The following is a 24,400-nucleotide window of genomic DNA, read 5'->3' as shown; positions in this document are numbered from 1 at the left end:
ACTAAGCCAGATTTAGGTGCAACAAATGCAAGTAACAAGAGAACTTTTTAACGACGTAATGGTACCAAACTACAACCCATCAGAGGTTATTCCTGTTCGCGGTGAAGGCTCACGTGTTTGGGATCAAAACGGTAAAGAATTTATCGATTTTGCAGGTGGTATCGCTGTTAACTGTTTAGGCCATTGTCACCCAGCGCTTGTCAATGCATTAAAAGAGCAAGGCGAAAAAATTTGGCACTTATCAAACGTAATGACAAATGAGCCTGCACTGCGCTTAGCTAAAAAATTAACGGACGCTACATTTGCCGATAAAGTGTATTTTGCAAACTCAGGTGCAGAAGCTAACGAAGCAGCATTAAAATTAGCGCGTCGCTGGGCATTAGATGTACACGGCGAGCAAAAGAACCAAATCATCGCGTTCAACAAAGGTTTCCACGGTCGTACATTCTTCACTGTTACGGTAGGTGGTCAAGCAGCTTACTCAGATGGTTTCGGTCCTAAGCCTGCTGCAATCGATCACTGTGACTATAACGATTTAGCTGCGTTTGAAGCACTTATTAGCGACAACACGTGTGCTGTGATGATGGAGCCATTACAAGGTGAAGGCGGTATCATTTCGCCAACGAACGAATTTATTAGAGGTGTTCGCGCGTTATGTGACAAACACAATGCTTTACTTATTTTTGATGAAGTACAAACAGGTGTTGGCCGTACAGGTGATTTATACGCATACCAAGGTTTAGATGTAACACCAGATATTCTTACGACAGCAAAAGCGTTAGGTGGTGGTTTCCCAATCGGTGCGATGATCACAACTGCAAGCATTGCAGAGCATTTAAAAGTAGGCACACATGGTTCAACTTACGGTGGTAACCCACTTGCATGTGCTGTAGCAGAAGCGGCTTTTGATACTGTGAATAGCGAAGAAGTACTTGCAGGTGTTAAACAGCGTGAACAACTTTTACGCGACGGTTTTGCTGCAATCAACGAAAAATACGACGTATTTAGTGAAGTTCGTGGTAAAGGTCTATTATTAGGTGCGGTTCTTAACAGCAAATTTGAAGGCCGTGCACGCGACTTCCTTGTAGCAAGCACTAAACACGGTTTAATGAGCCTTGTTGCTGGTACAAACGTTGTGCGCTTTACGCCATCTTTAGTTATTCCTTTAGAGGATATCAAAGAAGGTTTAGCTCGCTTTGAAAAAGCGGTTGCAGACGTTGTAAACGGTTAATCCTAGTTGGCGCATGCCTTAGGTATGCGCCATTGGAGTGCAATTAATGCAAGTATTACGTCCTATAACAGCAAATGATTTTGCCGCGTTAAAGCAAATTGCAATGGAATCCGGTCATGGTTTTACCTCGTTACCGGTCGACGACAATTTACTACAAGAAAAAATTGAACGCGCTGAACGCAGTTTTGCAAAAGACATTAATAAACCACAAGACGAAACCTACTTATTTGTTTTAGAAGACAGTAAAACAGGTGACGTAATTGGCACAACCGCTATTGAAGCTGCCGTGGGTATGTCAGTTCCTTTATACCATTACCACCTTGGTAAAACTGTTCACCATTCACCTACTCTCAACGTATATAACACTGTTGATATTCTGAGTATGTGTAATGACTACACAGGTTGCACTGAAATTTGTACCTTGTTCTTAAGGGAGCAAAATCGCAAAGGCTTAACAGGTCGCTTTTTATCACGATCACGTTTTCTATTTATGGCTCAGCACAGTGAACGCTTTGCTGACACCATCATCGCAGAAATGCGTGGTGTAAGTGATGAAGACGGTCACTCGCCTTTCTGGCAGTGGTTACAAGAGCACTTTTTTAGTATTGAGTTCCCACAGGCTGACCATTTAGTTGGTTTAGGCGATAAAGTCTTCATCAGCGAGTTAATGCCTAAGTACCCTATTTATGCCAACTTACTGAGCAAAAAAGCCCAAGCTGTGATTGGTAAGGTTCATGAAAAAACCAAGCCTGCACTTAAACTCTTAGAAAAAGAAGGGTTTGAGCACCGTGGTTATGTTGACCTCTTCGATGCAGGGCCTACTGTTGAAGCAAAACTTGGCAATATTCGCAGTGTTCGTGAGTCACAAGTGTGCCCTATCAGCATTGGTGAGCTTGCGCATATCAATGAGCAGAGCTCAGATACATTAGCTATCTGCAACCAAGGCATGAATGACTTTAGAGCAACATTCACCAAACATGCTCACTATAACCACGCTAAGCACACGTTAATCGTCAGCCAAGAAGTGGCAGATGCACTTAAATTAAAACAAGGGGATGCAGCACGGTTCTTCCGTTTGTAACCACTTAAGGAGTTTAAAATGAGTGTAACAACTCAACTTATTGCTAACCAATGGCAAGCAGGCCTTGGTCATGATTTTAGTTCAATCAACCCAAGTAATGGCGAGGTTGTTTGGCAAGGTAAAACAGCCACTGCTGAACAAGTCGCTGATGCAATCAAAGCTGCTCGCAGTGCTCAGCTTGGCTGGGCTGATATGGCCCTTGAAGAGCGTATTGCTATTCTTGAAAACTTTGCAGCAGAGCTTAAAGAGCACAGCGAAGAGTTTGCAACGATTATCGCCCGTGAAACAGGTAAACCACTTTGGGAAACACGTACCGAAGTAGGCGCAATGACAGGTAAGATTGCCATTTCAATTAAAGCCTATCACGAACGTACTGGCACCACAGAAAACCCAATGCCGGGCGCAAAAGCGTTTATTCGTCACAAACCACATGGCGTTGTTGCCGTATTTGGCCCATACAACTTCCCAGGTCACTTACCAAATGGCCATATTGTGCCTGCTATTTTAGCGGGTAATACGGTTGTATTTAAGCCATCAGAACTGACGCCTCATGTTGCTGAGTTCACTTTAAAACTTTGGCTAAAAGCAGGCTTACCAGCCGGTGTCATTAACCTTGTACAAGGTGAAGTAGACACAGGTATTGCTTTGGCCTCTCATCAAGATATTGATGGCTTATTCTTTACAGGTAGCTCAAATACAGGTCACCTATTACATAAGCAATTTGCAGGTCATCCAGGTAAAATCTTAGCGCTGGAAATGGGTGGTAATAATCCACTGATCGTAAAAGATGTCGCAGATGTAAGTGCGGCTGTTCACGACATTATCCAGTCTGGTTTCATTACTTCTGGCCAACGTTGTACCTGTTCTCGTCGTTTATTCATCGAGAACTCGGCAAATGGTGATGCAATTTTAGAAAAATTAATTGCTGCAACAAAAAACATCAAAGTAGCCGACAGCTTCAGCGAAGATCAACCATTTATGGGGGCAATGATCAGCGAAAAAGCAGCACTAGGTATGGTTGCAGCTCAGCAGCAGTTACTTGATATGGGAGCAACTTCTCTTGTTGAACTTAAGCATCTTGAGCCGGGTACAGGTTTTGTAAGCCCAGGTATAATTGATGTAACCGCTGTTAAAGACATGCCTGATGAAGAGCACTTTGGTCCTCTTATCAAGGTTTACCGTTATACAGATTTCGATAGTGCGATTAATGAAGCAAATAACACCTCTTTTGGTTTATCTGCTGGTTTATTAAGTGATGATAGTGATGACTACCAGCATTTCTTAAAACGTATTCGTGCCGGTATTGTTAACTGGAACCGACCAATTACAGGCGCATCAAGCGCTGCACCGTTTGGTGGTATTGGTGCCAGTGGTAACCACAGAGCGAGCGCTTATTACGCAGCTGACTACTGTGCATACCCTGTTGCTTCTGTTGAAGCCGATAAAGTTAACTTACCACAGACCCTTGCGCCGGGCTTAATTATTGAATAATTGTTTGGCGGCCTCGCCGCCTTAATTGAAGGAATTAAACATGCACACAGATGTAAACGCCCTATTTGAAAACCTATGGGACAACTATTTATCAGTTACGCCATCGGCGGTAAAAGTACATGAGTTACTTGGCTCTACACAACAAGATGACGTGATCAACGATCACATCGCTTTACGTACTTTTAACCATGAAAAAATCGGTTTAGAAAAACTAGCTGCGCACTTTTTAGCAGTTGGTTACAAAGAATGCGGCGAGTACCACTTCGAAGCGAAAAAACTATACGCTAAGCACTTCGAACACTCAGATCCTAAGCAACCTAAAGTTTTCATTTCTGAATTACTTGTTGAGCAATGTTCAGAAGAATTACAAGCTATCGTTAATGACATGGTTGATCAGATTGACGAAGACGCTGTAACAGCGGATAATTTCCTCTATTCAGGTACGCACTGGCAAGTAAGCTCAGACACCTACAAAAAGCTGCTTGCAGAAAGCGAATACGCAGCATGGATGTCAGCATGGGGTTACCGTGCTAATCACTTTACCGTGAGCATCAATGAATTAGCAAAATTCGATGATATCGAAAGTGTAAACCAAGCACTTAAAGATGCGGGTTTTGCGCTAAATACATCTGGCGGCGAAATCAAAGGTTCACCAGAAGTATTACTTGAGCAATCTTCAACCCTTGCTGATGACAGCGAAGTTGAATTTAGTGATGGTGTTGTTGCCGTACCGAGTTGTTTTTATGAGTTCGCTCTGCGTTACGCAAAACCAGATGGCGAGCTATACACAGGTTTTGTGGCAGCATCAGCTGACAAAATTTTTGAGAGCACCAATGCTCGCTAATTAGCACAGACCAATTCGCTTAACGCAATAAGCGAATTGGTACACAAGGAAATGTATGAGACTAATTGCGTTTATCGTAATTCTTATTACCCTAAACACAGCAACGGCAACAGAAAAACCCACGCTTACAATTTTGTCTCATGCATATTTTGCCAGCGAAGCAGATAAACTCAGCATTAACCTCCACCTTGCTGCTGTTATCAATCCAGCCCTTGCTGATGAATTCGATATAGACGTCGACTTTACCAATCATGCGCGCTTAATGAAGCGCTTATCAAGTAATGAGGCCAGTTGCACCTTTAACGCAATCAAAACCCCTGAACGAGCAGAATCCATGGTGTTTTCTAACATACCCACCTATATGCATGTACAGCGTCAAGTCTATGCGCTTAAGAGCACTTTAGAGTCAGGTTCGGCGCCTATTTCTGTCACTAAGCTTCTCAAAAACAAAGGTAGTTTTGGCATTATTGGTTCCACCAGCTATCGCGAACTCGATGAGGTTTTTGCTAATAAACAATACAACGTTGCGGCTATTTACGGAGAAAATGCATTTTTACAACTGAGTCGGCTATTACTTAATAAGCGTATTGATTACATTGTTGCATACAAACAAGCACTTGAAGCGCATATACCTGCCCATGAGTTAAACCAACTCACATCAAGACGAATTGCCGAATATCCTGAATTTATCAATGGCTTTTTTACCTGCAGTAAAACCGCAGCGGGTTATCGTGCTATTGCACTTATCAATGATTATATGAAAAGTGCTGAGATGGCCGCCTATATTCAGCAATTACACAGCAAAAGTAATCACCCTGATGATGCGAAAGCGATGCTCAACATTTATACACAAAGCTATGGAATTCACTTTGAAAACAGTGACTAAGCCAACTCGATTTGCTGTACAAAAATAACTCGAAATATTATAAAAAAATACTTGCGCAAATAAAAAAGCAGATCTATTATCTCGCCGCTTCTTGATGATAGCCAATCCGAGTACATTACAAACACTGTTTGTAGCAAGGCGATAGAGCAACTATCCAAGAGTGTATTTGATTGCACAGAACATACTGTGCGCTTAATAACACTCAACTGACTCGGACTTCCATTTTTTTCCGAGCAGTTGCTTAATTGCCGGAGAGTAAAATGGCTATTTCAACACTTACAAAAGACTTAACAATCAAAGTACCTGCAGCATCGGTTGCTGCAAACGAACCAGTCGCACAACCTTCAAACCAATTTATTGAGCAACTCGTTGCACAACATGGCGCGCCATTAATGGTGCTTGATTGTGAATCAGTTCGCCATCAATACCGTGCATTAAGCCGTGCTTTACCTGGCGTTGCTTTACACTTTGCATTAAAACCACTTCCTCATCCAGCGGTTGTTCGTACGCTTTTAGAAGAAGGTGCCAGCTTTGATTTAGCAACCAGCGGTGAAGTTGACTTAGTCGCCAGCCAAGGCGTACCCAGTGATCGTACGATTCACACGCACCCAATCAAACGTGATCGTGATATTCGTGATGCACTTGAATACGGTTGTAATGTGTTTGTGGTTGATAACATCAACGAATTAGAAAAGTTCATTGCATACAAAGAGCAGGTTGAGTTACTTGTTCGCTTAAGTTTTCGTAATGCGGAAGCATTCGCTGATTTATCGAAAAAATTTGGTTGTAGCCCAGCAATGGCTATTGAAATCATTAGCTATGCGCAACAATTAGGTATTCGTATCAAAGGGTTGTCGTTCCATGTTGGCTCGCAAACAGCAAGCCCAGCTAAATATGTCACTGCCATTGCTGCATGTAATCAAGTGATTAACGACGTAGCCGCATTAGGATTACCTGCGCTTAGTACGCTTGATATCGGCGGTGGTTTCCCTGTGCCTTACAACAAAGACGTGCTGCCAATTGAGGAATTTTGTGCGCCAATCAATGATGCCTTAGCACAGTTACCAGAGACAGTTCGCGTAATTGCTGAACCAGGTCGCTTTATTGTAGCCAGTGCTGTTACCAGTGTTGCATCGGTAATGGGTCAAGCAGTGCGTGATGGCAAGCCTTGGTACTATTTAGATGATGGTATTTACGGCTCTTTCAGTGGTTTATTGTTCGATGAAGCTTCATACCCTATCGACTCGTTCAAGCAATCAAACGAACGTGTTGAGTCAGTATTAGCAGGCCCGACTTGCGATAGCATCGACGTAGTAAGTGAGTCAATCATGCTACCAAAATTAAACAATGGTGATTTAATCATCAGCCGTATGATGGGTGCTTACACATTAGCAACCGCAACAGATTTTAACTTCTTCAAACGTGCAGAAGTTATTGTACTGAATGATGTAGTGCAGGTTGACGCACTCACCGGTTAATCGTTTCCTCGACTAAAAGCATGTAAGGCAACATGCTTTAACTCTTAAAATGCAGCTGCTCATTCCAGCTGCATTTTTTTATATATTTATTTAAATAAAGAGTGGTTTGTAGTCGTTTTCTAATTGTTCAAACGACAAGTTACCAATAAAACGACCAAAGCTTAGCCAGGTTGCTAGGCCTCGTAAGTCTTTAAAGTGTGGTGGAATAAATTTAGGGTCTTCAATCACACCTAAATCATGTAATTGCGATATCAGTCTAAAATCATCTATTGAGATTTTACCAACCAATAACAAGTGCAGTTGATCAATTCGACCTAACTGAATGGCAACTCGTATAAGGTTATACACCAACACGAAACCTTTGATATAAGCGATATCTTTGGTAAAAGGTAAGCCTGTTGCTGTACTGCCTCTAAACACCCGCTGAGTAAGTGTATAACTGTCGTCTTTACTCAAACCTTGCGCTACATAATCACGATAAATATCAACAAACTCCGCGCCATCAATGACCTTGGTAATACCTTGAATACGGTTCACTAATTTTGCTAAACGTCGTGGCGTCGACTTTAAGGTAATAATTTCGGTCAATACCGCAAGGCCTTCTTGGGTCACTGTAGAGCTCGGTGTGCCTTTACTTAAACAGGTTAAATAAGGCTGAGCAAGACCGTTTTGCGTGGTCCCGACATGGATCCAGCCTTCATGCACCTCAAGAATATCTAGCTCTCTTTGAGAGAATTTAACATCTTGATTAAGTTTAATATTATTTGCACCTGCCGCGGCGTCACTCACAATTCCGTCGCTCAGAATAACCTCAACATCGATGCCCGGCATCGTTTGAGCCACTTGTGATGCTAAAATTTTAACCGCGTCTTCTGCATCTATGTTTTTTGGATCATCAGGTAAAATATCGGCATCAAGCATACTCTTTAGCGGCTGCTCAAGCATGGTTGCAAGCTCAGAAAGTGAAGGCTCTCCAGCATGGAATAAATCTTTGGGGTGACCAAACAACTCAACAGACAAATCATGAAATTCAGGGGTACCGCGATATTCAATCATACTAAGTACGGTTTTATATTCAGTACACATTTTGCTCATGTATTGCGCAATCGGGTTTAACTGCCCTAGCTGGCTGATGATATCGCGATTTAAATCAGAGAACGCACGACGTAACTCACTTGGTACAAAACCAAGGTCACGCTGTTGGTAATAGGCTTGATCAACCGTTGGGTTCTTTTGGCACTTATGCTTAAAAAACTCTTCTTTGATTTGTTTATCCCAGTTGATCGCATCAAGGATACGAATGGGTGTTTGCAGTGCGATTAATCGGTCAGATAACTCGCGTGTTTTTGCTAATAATGCCTTATCTATCATGCTCTAGGCTCACTGTGTAATGAGCCTTGAGCATAGGCTAAATTTGCATAATTACAAAGCAAAATCATGCTGTTTTAATTAAAATTTAGCTTTTTTAGAGACTAATTTTCCGTCGTTGTAGAGAAGTAAACTGGGTACCGAATTAATGCCATTTTCGATAAATAAATCATTACCATAATCGATTGAAACCGGCATGGTTGCAGCGAATTTATCAACATATTCTTGCACTGCGCTTTGATCAGTCCACAGCTGACTCACTTTAACCTCGACATCAACTCCTTGCTCTGCCAACTGATTAACATGTTGCTGCGCTAATACACACTGCTTTGCCATAGCAGGGCGCGTGTCGGCTAAGTACCAGTCGCACCATGTTGCGGTGAATAGCACGGCTTTTTTACCTTGTTTCGGAATTACCAAAGGAGTGGCTTGGCCTTGCTTTTCGTTTAGTAAGCGCGCTTCATCAACTTTGCCATTGTGTGATAACAAACGTAATGTGTTATCAAGCGGTTTATCTGCTTCGTGGCCTTGAAAAATCACCTTTTTATCACTATCAATCAACACATGAAAAGGGGTGCCCATAAATTCATAATGTTTAGCAACCTGGCCTGTGTGATCAGTAAATATTGGCATAGTGAGTGAAAAACGCTCTTTAACCTTAGCAACAGCGTCTGCATCATCATTAAGGTCAATATTAATAGCCACGAATTGAATTTTATCGCCATATTGCTCATATGCATGCTGAAAATGTGGCATTTGCTCCATACATGGCTTGCACCAAGTCGCCCAAAACTTTAAGTAAACGGGTTTCTTGCCTAAGTAACTGTCAAGTTTAACTATTCGCCCCGCTTCATTTTCTAACACCAAGGGGGCTGTATTTGCTGATATGCTTTTGCTTACAAGCACCAAGCCTGCTAGTAGTATCAGGGGTATAAATTTATATCTCATTGTGCGTCCCTCAAATAAAATCTATCTTAAGTTTAAGATAAGAGAAAATATTGTAAATTTTCGACATCCGCTTACTCAATGTGATTTTACTGATATATCGCAAAAGTAAGGTTTTAAAAATACTCAAAACAGTTAATACCTGCATAAAATAACACTAAACTTTTTATAGGTTTGAAACGTATTACATCAAAAAGGAGTCATCATGAAAAATGAGCTAGACGGTAAATTAATTCTTTCTGTGTATGAAAAAATCATTCAACACGGTGAAGATCATGAAGATGGTAAGCTCTATGAAGGTATTTGTGCTTTTTCGGATATCGATGGTTATACGGTATATCTAAAAGGCAGTGGTGTGTTACTACGCTTTGGCTTTCATAATACCTATCACCTTGACTATCAACATGAAAAGAACAAAGAAGATTTTTTAAAGAAAGTGCTTTATATCGCTGAAAAGGAACTGTGAAGAAGTAATGAAACGACGGGTAAAAGCTGAGTCAAAGCAACAGCAAGCGTTTATCAACCAAGTAATTGATGAACTTAAATCTAACCCAGGTAAGTTAGATATCATTCGCGATAATCTTAGTTACTATCGTGAACAACAGTTCCTCAAGCGTGGTTTTCTGCTTGCAATCGAGCGCTTTGATTGGGTATTTGAAGCAAGTAACGATGTAGAGCAAATCTGTGCGCAAATTCTAGCTGATGATTACATTGGCAAACGTTTGCGCCGCTATCCCTTGCTATATAAGGGTGTATTGGAACGTACCTATTAGAACGCCTACCGCTAAAACATGATCTGTCCGGTAAAAAATGCTAGGTTAGCGCCATTTTGAAATAACGAGAACTGGACATGTCAAAAGCAATAAACTCTCACAACACCCATGAGGGTGGTAACAATGGGTTATTTAACCGATTTTTAGCCACCGTTGAATTTTTGGGTAATATGCTACCCCATCCTATCACCTTATTTGCAATGTTCTGCGTTGCTATCATTGTCTTTAGCGGCATTGCCGACTGGTTTGGTTTAAGTGCTATCGACCCACGCCCAGAGGGCGCAGCAGGTCGCGATCCTGATGGTGTAATTGAAGTGGTCAGCCTGCTTAGTGCCGAAGGCCTGCAGCGTATCGTTACTGGCCTTGTTACGAACTTCACCAGCTTTGCACCACTTGGGACGGTACTCGTTGCTTTATTAGGTGTGAGTGTTGCAGAGCACTCTGGTTTACTTTCAGCAGCTATGCGTGGCATGGTAATGGGCGCATCTAAACGCCTAGTTACTTTTATGGTGGTGTTTGCTGCGATTTTATCAAATACGGCATCTGAACTTGGCTACGTCGTACTTATTCCATTAGCGGCCATGATATTCCACAGTCTTGGTCGTCATCCGCTTGCCGGTCTTGCTGCAGCATTTGCCGGTGTTTCAGGTGGTTACAGTGCCAATTTATTACTCGGTACCATAGACCCGCTACTTGCAGGTATCACCACGCCAGCAGCACAAATGATTGATCCAAATTACCAAGTTGGCGCTGAAGCAAACTGGTATTTCATGATGATCTCAGTATTTTTAATTGCCATTTTAGGCACGTTCGTTACCGAGAAAATCGTTGAGCCACGCCTTGGCAAATACAACCCAGATGAAGCAAGCAATGATTTACCTAAAAATGACATTGCTGGTTTAACCGATAAAGAAAAATCAGGTCTTAAGTGGGCAGGTGTGTCACTGTTGGTAGTGTCATTATTACTTGCTTGGACAATTGTTCCTGAAGACGGCATTTTGCGTAACCCAGAAACAGGCCTTGTTGCACACTCGCCATTTTTAAAAGGCATTGTGGTATTTATCTTTGTGACTTTCGGTATTCCAGGTTTTGTTTACGGCCGCGTTGTTGGCACCATGAAAAACGATAAAGATGTCATCGATGCCATGAGTAAAAGCATGAGCTCGATGGGTATGTACATTGTGCTGGTTTTCTTTGCAGCACAGTTCGTTGCTTTCTTTAAATGGACCAACCTAGGCACAATTTTAGCCATTAACGGCGCCGCTCTATTACAAGCGTTAAACCTAACTGGCCCAGAAGTATTTGTGCTATTCATCTTAATGTGTGCATTAGTAAACTTAAGCTTAGGCTCTTCATCAGCACAATGGGCTGTCACGGCACCTATCTTCGTACCAATGTTAATGCTAATAGGCTATGCGCCAGAAACCATTCAAGCGGCGTACCGCATTGGTGACTCGGTTACTAACCTTATCACCCCAATGATGAGTTACTTTGGTTTGATACTGGCTGTGGCAACTAAGTATAAGAAAGACATGGGTATTGGTACATTGGTTGCGACCATGCTTCCTTACAGCATTATCTTCTTTGTTGGTTGGGTCGCGTTATTCTACTTATGGGTGTTTGTACTGGGCTTCCCAGTTGGCCCTGAATCACCGATTTATTATCAGCCTTAATCTCTTATTCAAGAGATTAAAAAAAGCCAAGCTAATGCTTGGCTTTTTTGTACCTGAGATTGTTGAAAACTAACTTTGCGACTATTATTAAGACATTAATTTTTATTGTTATTTTTTATGAAAAAGCAATTTAAGCTGTGGCTTCTCCTGTACGCATTAAATGTATTTAATTTATATGCTAATCCAACCAAACAACTTGAAACCGCATTTGCAACGTCGTTAGTTTTAACGGATGGTGACAGTATTACTTTGGGGTTTGGTGATTTTGATCCGCAAACACTGTTTGACCCGCAACATGCCAGCAAAGATGAAGACAGTATCGCACTTAGAAAGGAGCTTAAGCTCTACAGTATTCCTTACACATGGCAGCTTGATGAGCCTATTTATCAACACAAACTAAGTTTGACCGGCAGAATAAGTTATTTAAATCAATCAGATTTTATCTCTTTGTATGAGAATGTCGCTGACGACTATATTTCAGAAACTGTGTATAACGGGATGCTCGGTTTTAATGCTGAGAAAGCACTTGGCTCTAAATGGTCATATCAATTTGGCTTTAATACTCACTACTTACATTACAACAATGATTATGATTACAATTCCTCTGAATCCAGACGCGACTTACAGCCTTTAGCTGATAACCTTTACACCAACCTCAATAGTAATGCACTGGTGTTAAACCCAAATGCGACTATGATCTATCGACTTCCTAGGTATTGGGGCTATTACGAGTACAAGCTTAATTTTAATTATTACTATGGCTGGGCTCTCTCTCATCCAGATGGTATTCATAATGCAGCACCAGAGACGTGGCGTACTCTCAATGGTATAAAAGCTAAATTTAACATGTTTAAAATCGGGCCTTTTGAGCAAGCTTTTTATATCAAAGGACAGCGAATTGATTTAGGCGGTGATAGTCGTGTAGCGTTTGGGACCGACCACTTTTATGAATACGGTATTGGCTTTTTATGGGACAGTAGAAAGTGGACATCGTGGTTTGACAACTTTGGAGTGGGTATCAACATTCATAACGGCAGTAGCCTCGATGGCGCTGCTATTGTCTTGTACTTTAATGAAATTTAAGTCCATTTTTTAAAGACAAAATTTTAAAACAGACTATATTCTTAGACATAATTAAAATTCATGGAAGAGTTATATGAAACATCATCTCGCGATCGCTTGTGCATTCCTTGCCTTAACGGCTTGCGATAAACCCCCTGAGCAAACAGCTAAAACCCTACCTTTGCAAGTAAGTGCTGCAGATGCCATTTATTATGGTGGCGATATTCTTACAATGGCTGGCGATGAACCAGAATATGTGCAGGCTATTGCTACACAAGGTGACAAAATCATCTTTGTGGGTGATAAAAACAAAGCGCTTGAGCATAAGTTTGGCAAAACAAAGCTAATTGATTTGCAAGGCAAAACCTTAATGCCAGGCTTTGTTGATGGCCATAGCCATGTCTATGGTGTTGGTTTGCAAGCCATGGTAGCCAATGTATTACCTAGCCCAGATGGAGATGCCAATAGTGTTGAGCAAATCGTTAATATTCTCACCGCCGCACAAAATAACCCTGACTACACTACATTTATTGAAAAAACGGGGGCAATTTTAGGCTTTGGTTACGATGATGCTGAGCTTGATAGATACCCAACTAAAATGGATTTAGACCGCGTGAGCACCGAAAAGCCGGTCATTATCATTCATACCTCAGGGCATTTGAGTGTTGCAAATAGTAAAGCCTTAGCCATGGCTGACATCGATGAAAACACAGAAAACCCTAAAGGCGGGCTAATTCGTCGTATGCCGAACTCGCAAGAACCCAATGGCGTGCTCGAAGAAAACGCACACTTTGGTTTACTGTTTAAACTCATGCAGTCCTTTGATCCTGACTTACAAGATTTAATGCTCCAAGAAGGACAAAAGCTCTATACAAAATACGGCTACACTACAGCGCAAGAGGGCCGAGCAACTCAAGAAGCCTATGATTCAATGGTAAGGGCATCAAAAGCGGATAAATTCGTGATTGATGTGGTTGCCTATGCCGATATGGCCACCAGCAGCAGTTTTATGGATTCAGGCTATAACAGTAAAAACTACACGAATCATTTTCGCATTGGGGGTGTAAAACTTAACTTTGATGGCTCACCACAAGGTAAAACTGCTTGGTTATCTCATCCTTACCTAAAAGCCCCCGAAGGCCAAGAGCAAGGTTATGCAGGCTACCCTACTTTTAATGATGAACAAGCTTATGAATATGTAGAAACGGCCTTTGCCAATGGCTGGCAAGTGATGACGCATGCAAATGGTGATGCTGCTATTGAGCAGTTCTTAAATGCCGTTGAAAATGCCAATAACAAGCTTGGTAAAAAAGACCGCCGCCCAGTGCTCATTCATGGTCAAACAATTCGTCAAGATCAGGTAAATCGCCTTAAAGAGTTAGGCATATTTCCATCGCTCTTCCCAATGCATACCTTTTATTGGGGCGACTGGCATGTAAATTCGGTGCTTGGTCACCCGCGAGCTGATTTTATTTCACCTACTCATGCGGTTCTCGAACAAGGATTAATGTTTAGCACCCATCATGATGCACCCGTGGCCTTGCCAAACGCACTGCGCGTATTAGATGCAACGGTTAACCGTACGACCCGTACAGATCAAGTATTAGGCCCAGATCAACGCGTTTCTGTGTATACTGCCCTACAAGCAATGACGACATGGCCTGCGTATCAACACTTTGAAGAAAGCTCAAAAGGGCAATTAAAACAAGAGATGCAAGCAGATTTAATTATCCTTGATAACAATCCGTTGAAAATAAAGCCTGCAGAGCTACATAACTTACAAGTGTTAGAAACCATTAGCCGTGGTAAAACTGTCTACAGCAAAAATTAAACACACTTTAAGGAGTAACATGAATAAGTTCATAAAATTAGCATGTGCTGCGCTGCTGTCTTTTTCTGCATTAGCTGCACAAACAGCTGTAACGCAACTAGATATTTTAAATCTCAAGGCGCAGTCTGAGCATGTATTAACGTCAGGTCAGCCAAATCAAACTGATTTTGCCAAGCTAAAACAACTTGGTGTTGTGAACATTATCAACCTTCGTGGTGATAACGAAACGAATTGGTCTGAGCAAGAGTTAGTCACAGAACTTGGCATGAACTATTACCATATTCCTGTGCAATCTAAAGCTGATATTACCATTGAAAACGCCACTAAACTTCAGGCCTTACTCAATGAGCACCAACAACAAACCACCTTACTTCACTGTGCGAGCAGCAACCGTGTTGGCGCTCTCGTTGCGCTATACAATGCGGTAACCTTGAAAAAGCCTATTGAAGAAGCTGTCGAAATTGGTAAGCAATGGGGCTTAAAAAGCCTTGAAGGGGTGGTAAGAAGTAAAGTAAACGAAGAAGTCGGTCAGCTATAAGCTGACCAACATATTATTTTATATTGCTTTTTTCTGGCTTTCTTGTTGTTTCTTGGCTTCAACTTGCTGGAACATTGAATCAACTAATTCGATGATTTTATCGTTTGCATCAATAAACTTATCTAACCCACCACCCGTGCGATAGCTTGCCTGAGCAATTGTTTTAGTTTGGTCAACATTAGTGACCCAAATATTGGCATAGGCCATGTATAGGGCTAAATCCCAATGCCAGTTAGCAACATAAAATGCAATCGCATCACAACCATCTGTGTTAGCAGCTGAAATGTCTGTTTGATACGCTTGATGCTTCATTACATAATTGGCAGGGATAACACGCGTTTGCACATTATGTTTTGCAAAACCAGATTGTAGTGATGCTACAACACCTTCTTTAACTGCTTGGTGCTCTGCAATACACACGGTTTTTGGTTTTTCCGCTTCAAAACGACTTACATCTTGTTTCGCTGCACAACCCGCAAGTACAGTAGCTGCAACTGCAACAGCTGATATTTTTGCAATATTCATTATGATTTTCCTTTTTTATAATTTTTAAAGCTGCCATGCATAGCTTAGCTTAGTGAAGAAGGTACGCTGATCACGCTCAAGACTCTTCAACGAATCATCTTGATACCCTTTATCAGAATACCCTAAATAAAACAGTGTCTGTGAGTTAATTTTGTACGAATACACTAGCTGACTACCATAATCGCGGTTAGTTTGGCTTACATCAAATCGATAAGCTTCATTGTTTCGATCGACATCTTCAAACTGTAAAACGAGTTTCAGCATCGAGCGCATATTAAATTTATAATAAACACGTAGATCCGTTAAGTTTGCAGTATAAACACGCTCATTTTGCTCGTTATCTAGGTAGCTGTAGCTGTGCTCTAATTGAATCTGCCAATGGTCGTTAATATCCCATGTCATCTCAGGTTCAATGCGCACCATAGTACCGAGAGCTGCATTACTGTAATCGATTTTACTGCCATATTGAGCATACAATAAGAAACGAACATCGCGGATGGGTCTAAAACCGCCGTAGATATAGCCTATGTTTTGGTTAAAGTACTCGCCGGCATAAAACTCATTTCGATGAATAAAACCAATTTCTGTTTGCGATTGCATCTTACCTTTAAAGGTAAAATAGCCATCATATTCTTCTTCGAGTAGGTCGCCATTTTGCGCCCATGTTTTATCCCACTCAACATTGTAACTGTACTCTGTGATTGCATCATCAGCATCACGATACCAGGTTTGCCCACCACCTAATTGTACTTGTTCATAATCAACTTTAGCTTGGTAACCTAAGTCTGAGCGGTATTCTTTACCGATATTTTCGTAATTAGCATAGACTTCGTAATCACGCTTAGTTCTCGTGAATTCAATGGCATAAGCTTGATCGGATTGGTCTTTATCAACGCCATAATAATCCACTAAAAAATCGGGGTTGGTAGTATCTGTAGTTGCTACTTGATACTGCAAACTATCTGATTGATTAAACCAGTAGCTGCCATCTAGAGATAACACCGTATTATGATAATCATCATTTTCACGGTGAGTACTCATCACACCAATCGTACTTTTTTCACCAATATCAAACTGATAACGCCCTGCTACTGCTTGTGTTTTATCTGCAAGATTGGCAAAGCCCGACCCTTGATTCGTCGGAAGTAAGACACTGGTATTCTGATCGTCAGCGTACATAAAGCCATAGCTGTGTGCGCCAGTTTTACCCGTTAATTTTAAACCCACATCAGGTTCAGCAATCATTCGCGTGTATAAAAGCTCTAATTGGCTGGTATTAAAGTAAGAGGCGCCATCTAAAAAGAATGGGCGCTTTTCAGCATAGTAAATTGAGTAAGTGGTATTTACATCAAGTTCAAGTGAATCTGCCTCAACCTGCGAAAAGTCAGGGTTAATGGTGGCATTAATAACCGCATCTTGCGTGACCCCCCAACGTAAGTCCAAGCCCGCTTCAGTATCAATATCACCATTTTGCCAATCACCCGGTAATGTATCTTTGGTATCATGGCGAAGCGCAGTTAATGTTGGCGTAAGCTGAATATTTTGGCTTTCAGTCATGTTGGCAAAGCCTGTGAGTTTATCAAACTGACAAAAGCTACACTTCACATCTCGGTCAAAACCAACGTTCGACATTTGATAATACACATCACGCGGGTAATTACGCCATACTGCAAAACTCCACGTTAACTGGGCTTGATCCTTTGGAAAGCGAAGTGCAGTAAATGGAATACGCATTTCGACCACATAACCGTCGTCGGTTATTTGCCCTGCACTATCCCAAATGGCGTCCCATGATGGGTCTTCCGCCCAATCATCGATATCGGTCATGCGCATATCGCCTTGCGCACCCAGTGGGTTTACATAAAACTCATAGCCAGTTCGTTCATCATTGAAGGTATCAATCATCAAGGCAACATTGTCGTCTTGCCAGAGTGTATCGCGGTCTCGAAGGGCGGCACGAATTTGCGAAGGGTCATTATCTTTTGCAATAAAACCAACATACAAGTATTTACCATCTTCATACATGTAAGCATCGGTTTGAACGAGAGGCGTACCTTTTTCAGTTGGTTCATTTTGATATTTTAGTGGCACTTTTGTAGCGTATTGCCAGTGCGATTCATCCATCACACCATCAACGCTAATCGACTCTTTAATATGGGCAAGGGAGAACTCTGCTTTATCAAATGCATTAGCATAAAAAGGCACACTAGCAACACTGAGTAAAAATATAGGGGCGATTATTTTATTTATTATTCTTTTTAAGTACTGCATAAACATCCATTTAGATACTGACGCGTTAGAAACGCTACTTGACTGATTTCAAAGCGATTGTAATTCAGCAAGGTACATTTGTTAATCTTATTTTCAATTTAACGTCATAAAATTTAACAAAATACTCCATTTGTACTAATAACAGAGCCAAAAAAAGCCCCATTGCCAAACAGCAATGGGGCTTTTTTATAGAAGCTCTTATCGTTTGTTATCGAAATTCATTACTTTTTAAGGCTTAATTTATTGCCTTTCAAAGATTTGCGAACATTTGCGATACGTGAACGATTCTTCGCACGCGCTTCACCCGTTGCCTGTCCTGAAGCCTTATTTGTACGGCTACGGCGTAAATGCGACGGCTTTTTACCAATTTTATCAATCAGTACTTCACGGCTGCTTACTTCGTAACCTGGTAAAACAACACGCTTGATGCGCTGTCCGATTAGCTTTTCGATATCAAATAAAGTGTTTTCTTCTTCACGGCTGACAAACGAAATAGCTTGACCCGGCTTACCAGCACGACCTGTACGGCCGATACGGTGCACGTAGTCTTCTGCAAGCCAAGGTAGGTCGATGTTGATCACACGTGGTAACCCTTCAATATCAATACCACGGGCAGCCACTTCGGTTGCGACCAGTACGCGAACTTTACCTTCTTTAAACTCGCGCAAAGCGCGGCGACGGTTACCTTGGGTTTTATCACCATGACAAACAACCGCTGGAATACCATCAAGGTTAAGCTCTTTTACAAGCTCATCAGCAGTCTCTTTCATGTTTACGAAAACAAGTACCTGCTGCCAATTTTTCTTACCAATCAATTCAGATAAAAGTTCTTGCTTACGGCGCTCTTCAACCGGATAAACAACGTGTTGCACTGTTTCTGCGGTACTGTTTGTTTGATCGACACGAATGATTTCAGGCTGCTTTAATACTTTACTCGCAAATTGTCTAATTGCAGCAGGGAAAGTGGCAGAGAACAACAAGATTTGACGCGCTTCATCACAGCTATTTATAACCGTTTGCATATCGCTGATAAAACCCATGTCTAGCATACGGTCAGCTTCATCAAGCACTAAATGCTTAACATTAGCTAAGCTGATGTTACCTAAACGAATATGATCAAGTAAGCGCCCTGGCGTTGCAACCACGATGTCAACACCCGCTTTCAAATCGTTAGCTTGACCCGCTAAATTGATACCACCAAACAAGCACACTGTTTTGAGTTCAGTGTATTTTGCAAACGCTTTAAAATTATTAGCGATTTGTTCAGCTAACTCGCGAGTAGGTGCAAGCACTAATGCACTCGGTGCATTATTTTCACTAACCGCTGATTCTGATAATTTTTGGATAAGTGGTAAAGCAAATGCGGCGGTTTTACCCGTGCCTGTTTGCGCACTAACAAGTACGTCTTTGCCTTTTCTTACCGCAGGAATTGCACTACGTTGAACGGGAGTAAGCGTTTCGAAATTAAGCTCTTCTAATGCCTGTAAAAGCTCAGAAGAAAAACTAAATGATTTAAAATTCATGCTGTATAACCTGCGGCCATCATATCAAGGGTCGCAAATTATACAGAAAAAAAATGACTTTAGTTAGTTATAACTTAACTAAAGTGCCTTTTAATGCCACGCCAGCAACAAATGTGCCCGCACCACATTGATATTCAGTTTGGCTGACAAACTCACGCTTCTTGTAATACGACTGAATATTTACAACTGCATTCATGCCTTCACGAACAGCCCGCTCTTGTAATGCTTTTAAAGCACTCAGCATTACCCATTCACACGCCTCTCGGTCAGTTTTATTAAATGCGTTGGTTTTCTTGTTGGTGATCACTTCACCATAATTGGTTTTAATGCTGTTATGGCTTTGATCAGCAAAATACAGTGGAATATCTAACAGCGCTTGTTTCGCTTTGCTAGTTTCAAGTAGTGCTTGTACAGGTAGCGTTTGTATATCATCACGTGCAAAACTGTTTGTTGAAAACAAACAAGCTGCTAAAACACAGGCAAGGGTCAATAACTTCATTTAAAAATTCCTTCTATAAAATTTCCATGCAACACCAAAACCAACCGAAACATTATAATCTTGCTTCACGAGTGGGCTTGCATCTTGTTGACTGTTAGCAAGGTGATGATATTTAACAAAACCACCTAACCAATACTTTGGTGTGTCAAAATGTACCCCAATTGATACATCAGCGCCAGAAAAACCTGAACGACTTGAGTATGCTTGGCGAGTTTCATTGCTATGTAAGTCACTCACTCCATAGTAATAATCAAGGTATTTATCGCTAGCAAAGTTGATATTGCCACGAAACGCTAATGAAAATTGTGAATCCGCTTTTTCGATGATCGGCACTCGATAATACACACTTGGCCCATAACGCCAGCCAATATCATCAATACCTGAGAAATCTGTCGCAATCGCTTTTCGCGCAAACAGGCTTAAATACAAGTGCTGTTTAGCGTTTGGTTCACCTATTAAGTAGTAATTAAGCGAAGGCCCTAATTCAAACACCCAATCTAGATCATCCATACCTTCTCGGGCTTTGTTGTCTTTACTGTCAACCGCAAGACCTACGTTGGCAGATAAATCTAAATGGAGGTTTTCTTGCTGCCACAAAAAGCCGGTGAAATTATTGCGGTCGATGGCCATTTTATCGCTTTGATAACGAAAATAAGGCACAGGCAATAGGTATTGCTCACTTTCATCTGAACCTAAATAATGCGGGATATCTGCATAAAAAAGGCCTGCACCGAACTCCATTTTTGCAGTGCCCTTTTCTACACTATCTTCTACAGCATAAGCATTAAAAGCTAGAATAAATAAAATACTTATGATGCAGCGCTTGATCATGCTTGCCACTTTTTAAAGATTAACGAGGTATTGATGCCACCAAACGCAAAGTTATTACTCATAATGTAATCTGTTTGCATTTCACGGCCATTGCCCTTGATATAATCTAAATCAGCACACTCAGGATCGACATCTGTTAAATTGATAGTAGGTGCAAACCAACCATCATTCATCATATTGATACTTGCCCATGCTTCAATGGCGCCACACGCTCCTAAGGTATGACCTAAATAACTTTTTAATGAGCTAATAGGTTTCTTGCCAAGGGCATTGAAAGTCGCCAGAGACTCCGCAATATCACCGCGATCTGTTGACGTACCATGAGCATTTACATAGCCAATTTGATCCGCTGTAAGCTGTGCATCATTAAGGGCCATTTCGATAGCCACTTGCATTGTTTCTGCGGTAGGTTGCGTAACATGTTGACCATCTGAGTTACAACCAAAGCCGACTAGCTCCGCATAAATGGTCGCTCCACGAGCAAGGGCATGCTCATACTCTTCTAAAATGAGTGTGCCTGCACCTTCACCAATAACCAGACCATCACGATTTTGATCAAATGGTCGTGGCGTGCTTTTCGCAGCATCATTTTTTGTGCTGGTCGCGTACAAGGTGTCAAATACTGCGGCTTCTGTAATGCATAACTCTTCTGCACCACCAGCGACCATGGCTTTTTGGCGGCCATACTTAATCGCTTCGTAGGCATAACCAATACCTTGCGACCCCGATGTACACGCAGAGCTGGTAGTGATCACGCGGCCTTTTAAACCAAAAAAGACACCCACATTCACAGGCGCCGTATGTGCCATCATCTGGATGTAACTGGTGGCCGTTACGCCCGTCATTTCACCGGTTTCCATCATTTTTGCAAAAGCCAGTAATGGTGGCGTTGACCCCGTTGACGAGCCAAAAGCAATCCCTGTAGAACCGTCGGTTAGACTTGGGTGGTCTAATAGCCCAGCTTCTTCTAAAGCAAGCTCTGTAGTACGGGTCGACATCAAAGCAACACGCCCCATTGAGCGAACTTGTTTACGCTTATAATGGCTTGGTTTAGTAAAATGAGTAACAGGTGCTGCTAGTCGAGTGTTTAATTCAGGCGCCACATCCCAGTCAGTCATGTACTGAACAGCATTTTCACCTTTTTGCAAAGCGGTTTTAAACTCGCCCCAGGTATCACCTAATGCAGTGATAGCAGACATGCCTGTAACAACAACACGCTTCATTACACCATACCGCCATTCACAGAAATAACTTGGCGGGTGATATACGCGGCGTCATCGGAACACAAGAACGACACAGTGCCAGCTACTTCATTAACAGAACCCATACGTTTTAATGGGATCATTTTTAGCATTTCATCAACCGGTAAATCGTCTGTCATTTCGGTTTCGATTAACCCTGGTGCCACGCAGTTAACGGTGATCTTACGTTTTGCAAGCTCAAGCGAAAGTGCTTTGGTCGCACCAATAATGCCCGCTTTAGCGGCACTGTAGTTAACTTGCCCGCGATTACCAGCAATCCCTGATACTGACGCCATAGTGACAATACGGCCACCTTTACGACCTTGCACCATTGGCATCACCGTTGGATGCACCACATTGTAAAATCCGTCAAGGCCAGTACGGATCACTTTATCCCAATCATCACCTTGCATCGCAGGAAACGCCATATCATTCGTGATACCTGCATTACAGATCACCCCATAATACGCACCGTGCTCGGCAATATCAGCTTCAATTTGTTGTTTAGCAAGTTCTCTATCGCAAACATCAAATTGCAATAAGCTTGCATGACGACCAAGCGCACTAATTTCTTCACAAGTTTGCTCTGCTTCAGCCACACCACTGCGACAATGAACAGCAATATCAAAGCCATCGTTAGCTAATCTCAGTGCGATTGCTTTGCCTATCCCACGGCTTGAGCCGGTGACTAAAATACGTTTTGTCATTGATTTTCTCTTATAAACTGCATGGGGTCTTGTGGTTGAAACACATTGATTTTCGCTTCTGCTAAGCATGTTTCATCGCTATGTATTTGACACTCAAATACACTTAACCCTGATTCTTCTTGATATAATTTTATCACCGAGACTTTAAGCGTTTGCTCGTTTTTAAATACCGGTGCATAGGTTTTATATTTGCGCGTACCAATTAAAAAACCGATTTGTACTTCATTTCCTTTGTCTTTTGCCAGCGCACCCGCATAAGCTGCGATAGTTTGCGCCATATATTCACAGCCAATATAACTGGCAACCCCATTTAAGCTCTCATCATAAAACGGGCTGTGTGAACTAATATCCACTTCACAGCAACCTGACTCTTCGCTGTAACTAGATAGGCGATTGAGCAATATCATTGGTTCACTATGAGGGACTACTTGCTCAATTTTATAGTGATTCATTTAGGTGTCCTAGTACTACACTGACATTATTGCCACCAAAGGCAAACGAATTTGATAAACAGGTGTTAATTTCTGCCGTTTCTGGTTGTGTTATTAAACCAATTTCAGCCAATGATTCGTCTTTTATCACCTGATTACATACTAATTGATTAAATTCTGGATAGACCAAATAGAGCCAACATATTCCAGCTTCTAAGGCACCTGCAGCGCCTAGGGTATGGCCGGTCAAATGTTTAGAAGAGCTCACTTTAGTATCTTTGCCAAATACTTTACTGATTGCCAGAGATTCCATCGCATCATTTTGCGGTGTGGCTGTTCCATGGGCATTAATGTAGTCGATATCTGAAGGGGTTAAATTCGCGTCTTGCAATGCCATTGTCATCGCTGCGATTGCGCCAGAACCGTCTGCAATCGGGGCTGAAATATGGTGGGCATCGGAGCTTTCACCACCACCTAAAAAAGCAATACTTTGTTTTGTGTGCTGCTCTTTACTCATAACAAATAACGCTGCGGCTTCACCAATATTGATGCCTGACCTGTCGCCGCTAAATGGCTTACAGATTTCATCGCTGATAGACGATAACGAATCAAAGCCATTGATAGTGAGTTGGCACAAGCTATCTACCCCACCACAAATTACCACATCGGCTAAATCAGCACTGAGTAAGGCACGCGCACTAATAAGCGCCTTGGCACTTGAACTACACGCAGTTGAAATGCTGTAACTTGGCCCCTTCGCAGCGAGTTTTTTGGCAATATAATTGGCGGGTGCAACGAGCGCTTGGTCGTAATAATCAAATTCCTCTGGCCACTTTCCCTTCGCTGCATGGGCTTTTCGGCCTCTCTCACCTTCTTGAATTGCAGCAGTACTGGTACCAATCACCACAGCAATACGGCTACTCGGAATGTCTATGTTTGCTAATGTGTCAGCAATTTGCGCCAGCGCTAAATCGATTAGCTGATAAAATCGCATTGATGCTGTTAATGGCAGTTCATCAACCAAACCCACAAAGGTTGGGCGCTGCTCAAATGCAAGCGACGTCACCTCTGTGAGTGTTTGTTTAGGTTGCAAGCTGATACTTTGCATTGTTTGTTGATGACCAACCCCCAATGCACTAACAATACCTAAGTCGTTAAGCCAAAATGGCAT

Annotated in this window: 23 protein-coding genes; 12 read left to right on the top strand and 11 right to left on the bottom strand. The window is 41.9% G+C overall.

Annotated features, from left to right (window positions below; genetic code table 11):
• The first annotated feature begins 25 nt into the window (after nucleotides 1-25).
• From C2M25_RS18445 to C2M25_RS18420, 6 genes are all read left to right on the top strand, one after another.
• A complete protein-coding gene (locus C2M25_RS18445; RefSeq protein ID WP_105181819.1) occupies nucleotides 26-1,231 on the top strand; it encodes an aspartate aminotransferase family protein in 1,206 nt (401 codons plus the stop codon).
• A gap of 46 nt (nucleotides 1,232-1,277) precedes the next feature.
• Nucleotides 1,278-2,312, top strand: coding sequence for an arginine N-succinyltransferase (gene astA / locus C2M25_RS18440; protein WP_105181818.1), 1,035 nt, complete (start codon nucleotides 1,278-1,280; stop codon nucleotides 2,310-2,312).
• An 18-nt stretch (nucleotides 2,313-2,330) separates the two neighbouring features.
• Entirely contained in the window at nucleotides 2,331-3,803 is a 1,473-nt protein-coding gene (gene astD, locus C2M25_RS18435; RefSeq protein WP_105173543.1) for a succinylglutamate-semialdehyde dehydrogenase, read from the top strand.
• 40 nt (nucleotides 3,804-3,843) lie between these two features.
• On the top strand, nucleotides 3,844-4,647 hold the full coding sequence (locus tag C2M25_RS18430) for a DUF1338 domain-containing protein (RefSeq protein WP_063707620.1): 804 nt from the start codon (nucleotides 3,844-3,846) through the stop codon (nucleotides 4,645-4,647).
• A gap of 55 nt (nucleotides 4,648-4,702) precedes the next feature.
• Nucleotides 4,703-5,533 carry a hypothetical protein gene (locus C2M25_RS18425; RefSeq protein WP_105181817.1) on the top strand — a complete coding sequence of 277 codons (831 nt, stop codon included), beginning with the start codon at nucleotides 4,703-4,705 and terminating at the stop codon, nucleotides 5,531-5,533.
• Nucleotides 5,534-5,793: 260 nt separating this feature from the next.
• Nucleotides 5,794-7,011: a type III PLP-dependent enzyme gene (locus tag C2M25_RS18420; RefSeq protein ID WP_105173545.1), complete on the top strand. Its 1,218-nt coding sequence runs from the start codon at nucleotides 5,794-5,796 to the stop codon at nucleotides 7,009-7,011.
• Nucleotides 7,012-7,101: 90 nt separating this feature from the next.
• Here C2M25_RS18420 and C2M25_RS18415 read toward each other — a convergent pair whose 3' ends face one another.
• Entirely contained in the window at nucleotides 7,102-8,382 is a 1,281-nt protein-coding gene (locus tag C2M25_RS18415) for a flavohemoglobin expression-modulating QEGLA motif protein (protein WP_063707629.1), read from the bottom strand.
• 78 nt (nucleotides 8,383-8,460) lie between these two features.
• Nucleotides 8,461-9,327, bottom strand: a complete 867-nt coding sequence (locus C2M25_RS18410; RefSeq protein ID WP_105181816.1) for a TlpA family protein disulfide reductase — start codon at nucleotides 9,325-9,327, stop codon at nucleotides 8,461-8,463.
• 202 nt (nucleotides 9,328-9,529) lie between these two features.
• Here C2M25_RS18410 and C2M25_RS18405 point away from each other — a divergent pair, with 202 nt between their 5' ends.
• The 6 genes from C2M25_RS18405 (at nucleotide 9,530) to C2M25_RS18380 (ending at nucleotide 15,201) form a co-directional block, all read left to right on the top strand.
• Nucleotides 9,530-9,790 carry a DUF3081 domain-containing protein gene (locus C2M25_RS18405; RefSeq protein WP_062567116.1) on the top strand — a complete coding sequence of 87 codons (261 nt, stop codon included), beginning with the start codon at nucleotides 9,530-9,532 and terminating at the stop codon, nucleotides 9,788-9,790.
• Nucleotides 9,791-9,797: 7 nt separating this feature from the next.
• A complete protein-coding gene (locus C2M25_RS18400; protein WP_063707636.1) occupies nucleotides 9,798-10,097 on the top strand; it encodes a hypothetical protein in 300 nt (99 codons plus the stop codon).
• A 77-nt stretch (nucleotides 10,098-10,174) separates the two neighbouring features.
• A complete protein-coding gene (locus tag C2M25_RS18395) occupies nucleotides 10,175-11,770 on the top strand; it encodes an AbgT family transporter (RefSeq protein ID WP_105173548.1) in 1,596 nt (531 codons plus the stop codon).
• A gap of 117 nt (nucleotides 11,771-11,887) precedes the next feature.
• Nucleotides 11,888-12,853, top strand: coding sequence for a Solitary outer membrane autotransporter beta-barrel domain (locus tag C2M25_RS18390; RefSeq protein WP_105181815.1), 966 nt, complete (start codon nucleotides 11,888-11,890; stop codon nucleotides 12,851-12,853).
• A 73-nt stretch (nucleotides 12,854-12,926) separates the two neighbouring features.
• Nucleotides 12,927-14,663 (top strand): amidohydrolase, encoded by a 1,737-nt coding sequence (locus C2M25_RS18385; protein ID WP_105181814.1) that lies wholly within the window; start codon nucleotides 12,927-12,929, stop codon nucleotides 14,661-14,663.
• Nucleotides 14,664-14,682: 19 nt separating this feature from the next.
• Nucleotides 14,683-15,201 (top strand): protein tyrosine phosphatase family protein, encoded by a 519-nt coding sequence (locus C2M25_RS18380; RefSeq protein WP_105181813.1) that lies wholly within the window; start codon nucleotides 14,683-14,685, stop codon nucleotides 15,199-15,201.
• An 18-nt stretch (nucleotides 15,202-15,219) separates the two neighbouring features.
• Here C2M25_RS18380 and C2M25_RS18375 read toward each other — a convergent pair whose 3' ends face one another.
• From C2M25_RS18375 to C2M25_RS18335, 9 genes are all read right to left on the bottom strand, one after another.
• On the bottom strand, nucleotides 15,220-15,726 hold the full coding sequence (locus C2M25_RS18375) for an Sbal_3080 family lipoprotein (RefSeq protein ID WP_063707652.1): 507 nt from the start codon (nucleotides 15,724-15,726) through the stop codon (nucleotides 15,220-15,222).
• A gap of 24 nt (nucleotides 15,727-15,750) precedes the next feature.
• Entirely contained in the window at nucleotides 15,751-17,997 is a 2,247-nt protein-coding gene (locus tag C2M25_RS18370) for a DUF5916 domain-containing protein (RefSeq protein WP_442793035.1), read from the bottom strand.
• A gap of 221 nt (nucleotides 17,998-18,218) precedes the next feature.
• A complete protein-coding gene (locus C2M25_RS18365) occupies nucleotides 18,219-19,520 on the bottom strand; it encodes a DEAD/DEAH box helicase (RefSeq protein WP_105181811.1) in 1,302 nt (433 codons plus the stop codon).
• 67 nt (nucleotides 19,521-19,587) lie between these two features.
• Nucleotides 19,588-20,019, bottom strand: a complete 432-nt coding sequence (locus C2M25_RS18360; RefSeq protein WP_105181810.1) for an excinuclease ABC subunit A — start codon at nucleotides 20,017-20,019, stop codon at nucleotides 19,588-19,590.
• Nucleotides 20,020-20,850, bottom strand: coding sequence for a MipA/OmpV family protein (locus tag C2M25_RS18355; RefSeq protein WP_105181809.1), 831 nt, complete (start codon nucleotides 20,848-20,850; stop codon nucleotides 20,020-20,022).
• A complete protein-coding gene (locus tag C2M25_RS18350; RefSeq protein ID WP_063707664.1) occupies nucleotides 20,847-22,073 on the bottom strand; it encodes a beta-ketoacyl-ACP synthase in 1,227 nt (408 codons plus the stop codon). Before C2M25_RS18350 ends, C2M25_RS18355 begins: the two co-directional genes overlap by 4 nt.
• On the bottom strand, nucleotides 22,073-22,798 hold the full coding sequence (gene fabG / locus C2M25_RS18345; RefSeq protein WP_063707666.1) for a 3-oxoacyl-ACP reductase FabG: 726 nt from the start codon (nucleotides 22,796-22,798) through the stop codon (nucleotides 22,073-22,075). The genes C2M25_RS18350 and fabG overlap by 1 nt, the downstream gene beginning before the upstream one ends.
• Nucleotides 22,795-23,250, bottom strand: a complete 456-nt coding sequence (locus C2M25_RS18340) for an ApeP family dehydratase (protein ID WP_105181808.1) — start codon at nucleotides 23,248-23,250, stop codon at nucleotides 22,795-22,797. Before C2M25_RS18340 ends, fabG begins: the two co-directional genes overlap by 4 nt.
• A complete protein-coding gene (locus C2M25_RS18335) occupies nucleotides 23,237-24,400 on the bottom strand; it encodes a beta-ketoacyl-ACP synthase (protein WP_105181807.1) in 1,164 nt (387 codons plus the stop codon). Before C2M25_RS18335 ends, C2M25_RS18340 begins: the two co-directional genes overlap by 14 nt.

It is taken from the genome of Pseudoalteromonas sp. T1lg21 (genome assembly GCF_002964625.1).
Classification (GTDB): domain Bacteria; phylum Pseudomonadota; class Gammaproteobacteria; order Enterobacterales; family Alteromonadaceae; genus Pseudoalteromonas; species Pseudoalteromonas gelatinilytica.
Note: the sequence above shows the minus strand (reverse complement) of the source record. Positions and strands in the feature narration are given on the sequence as shown.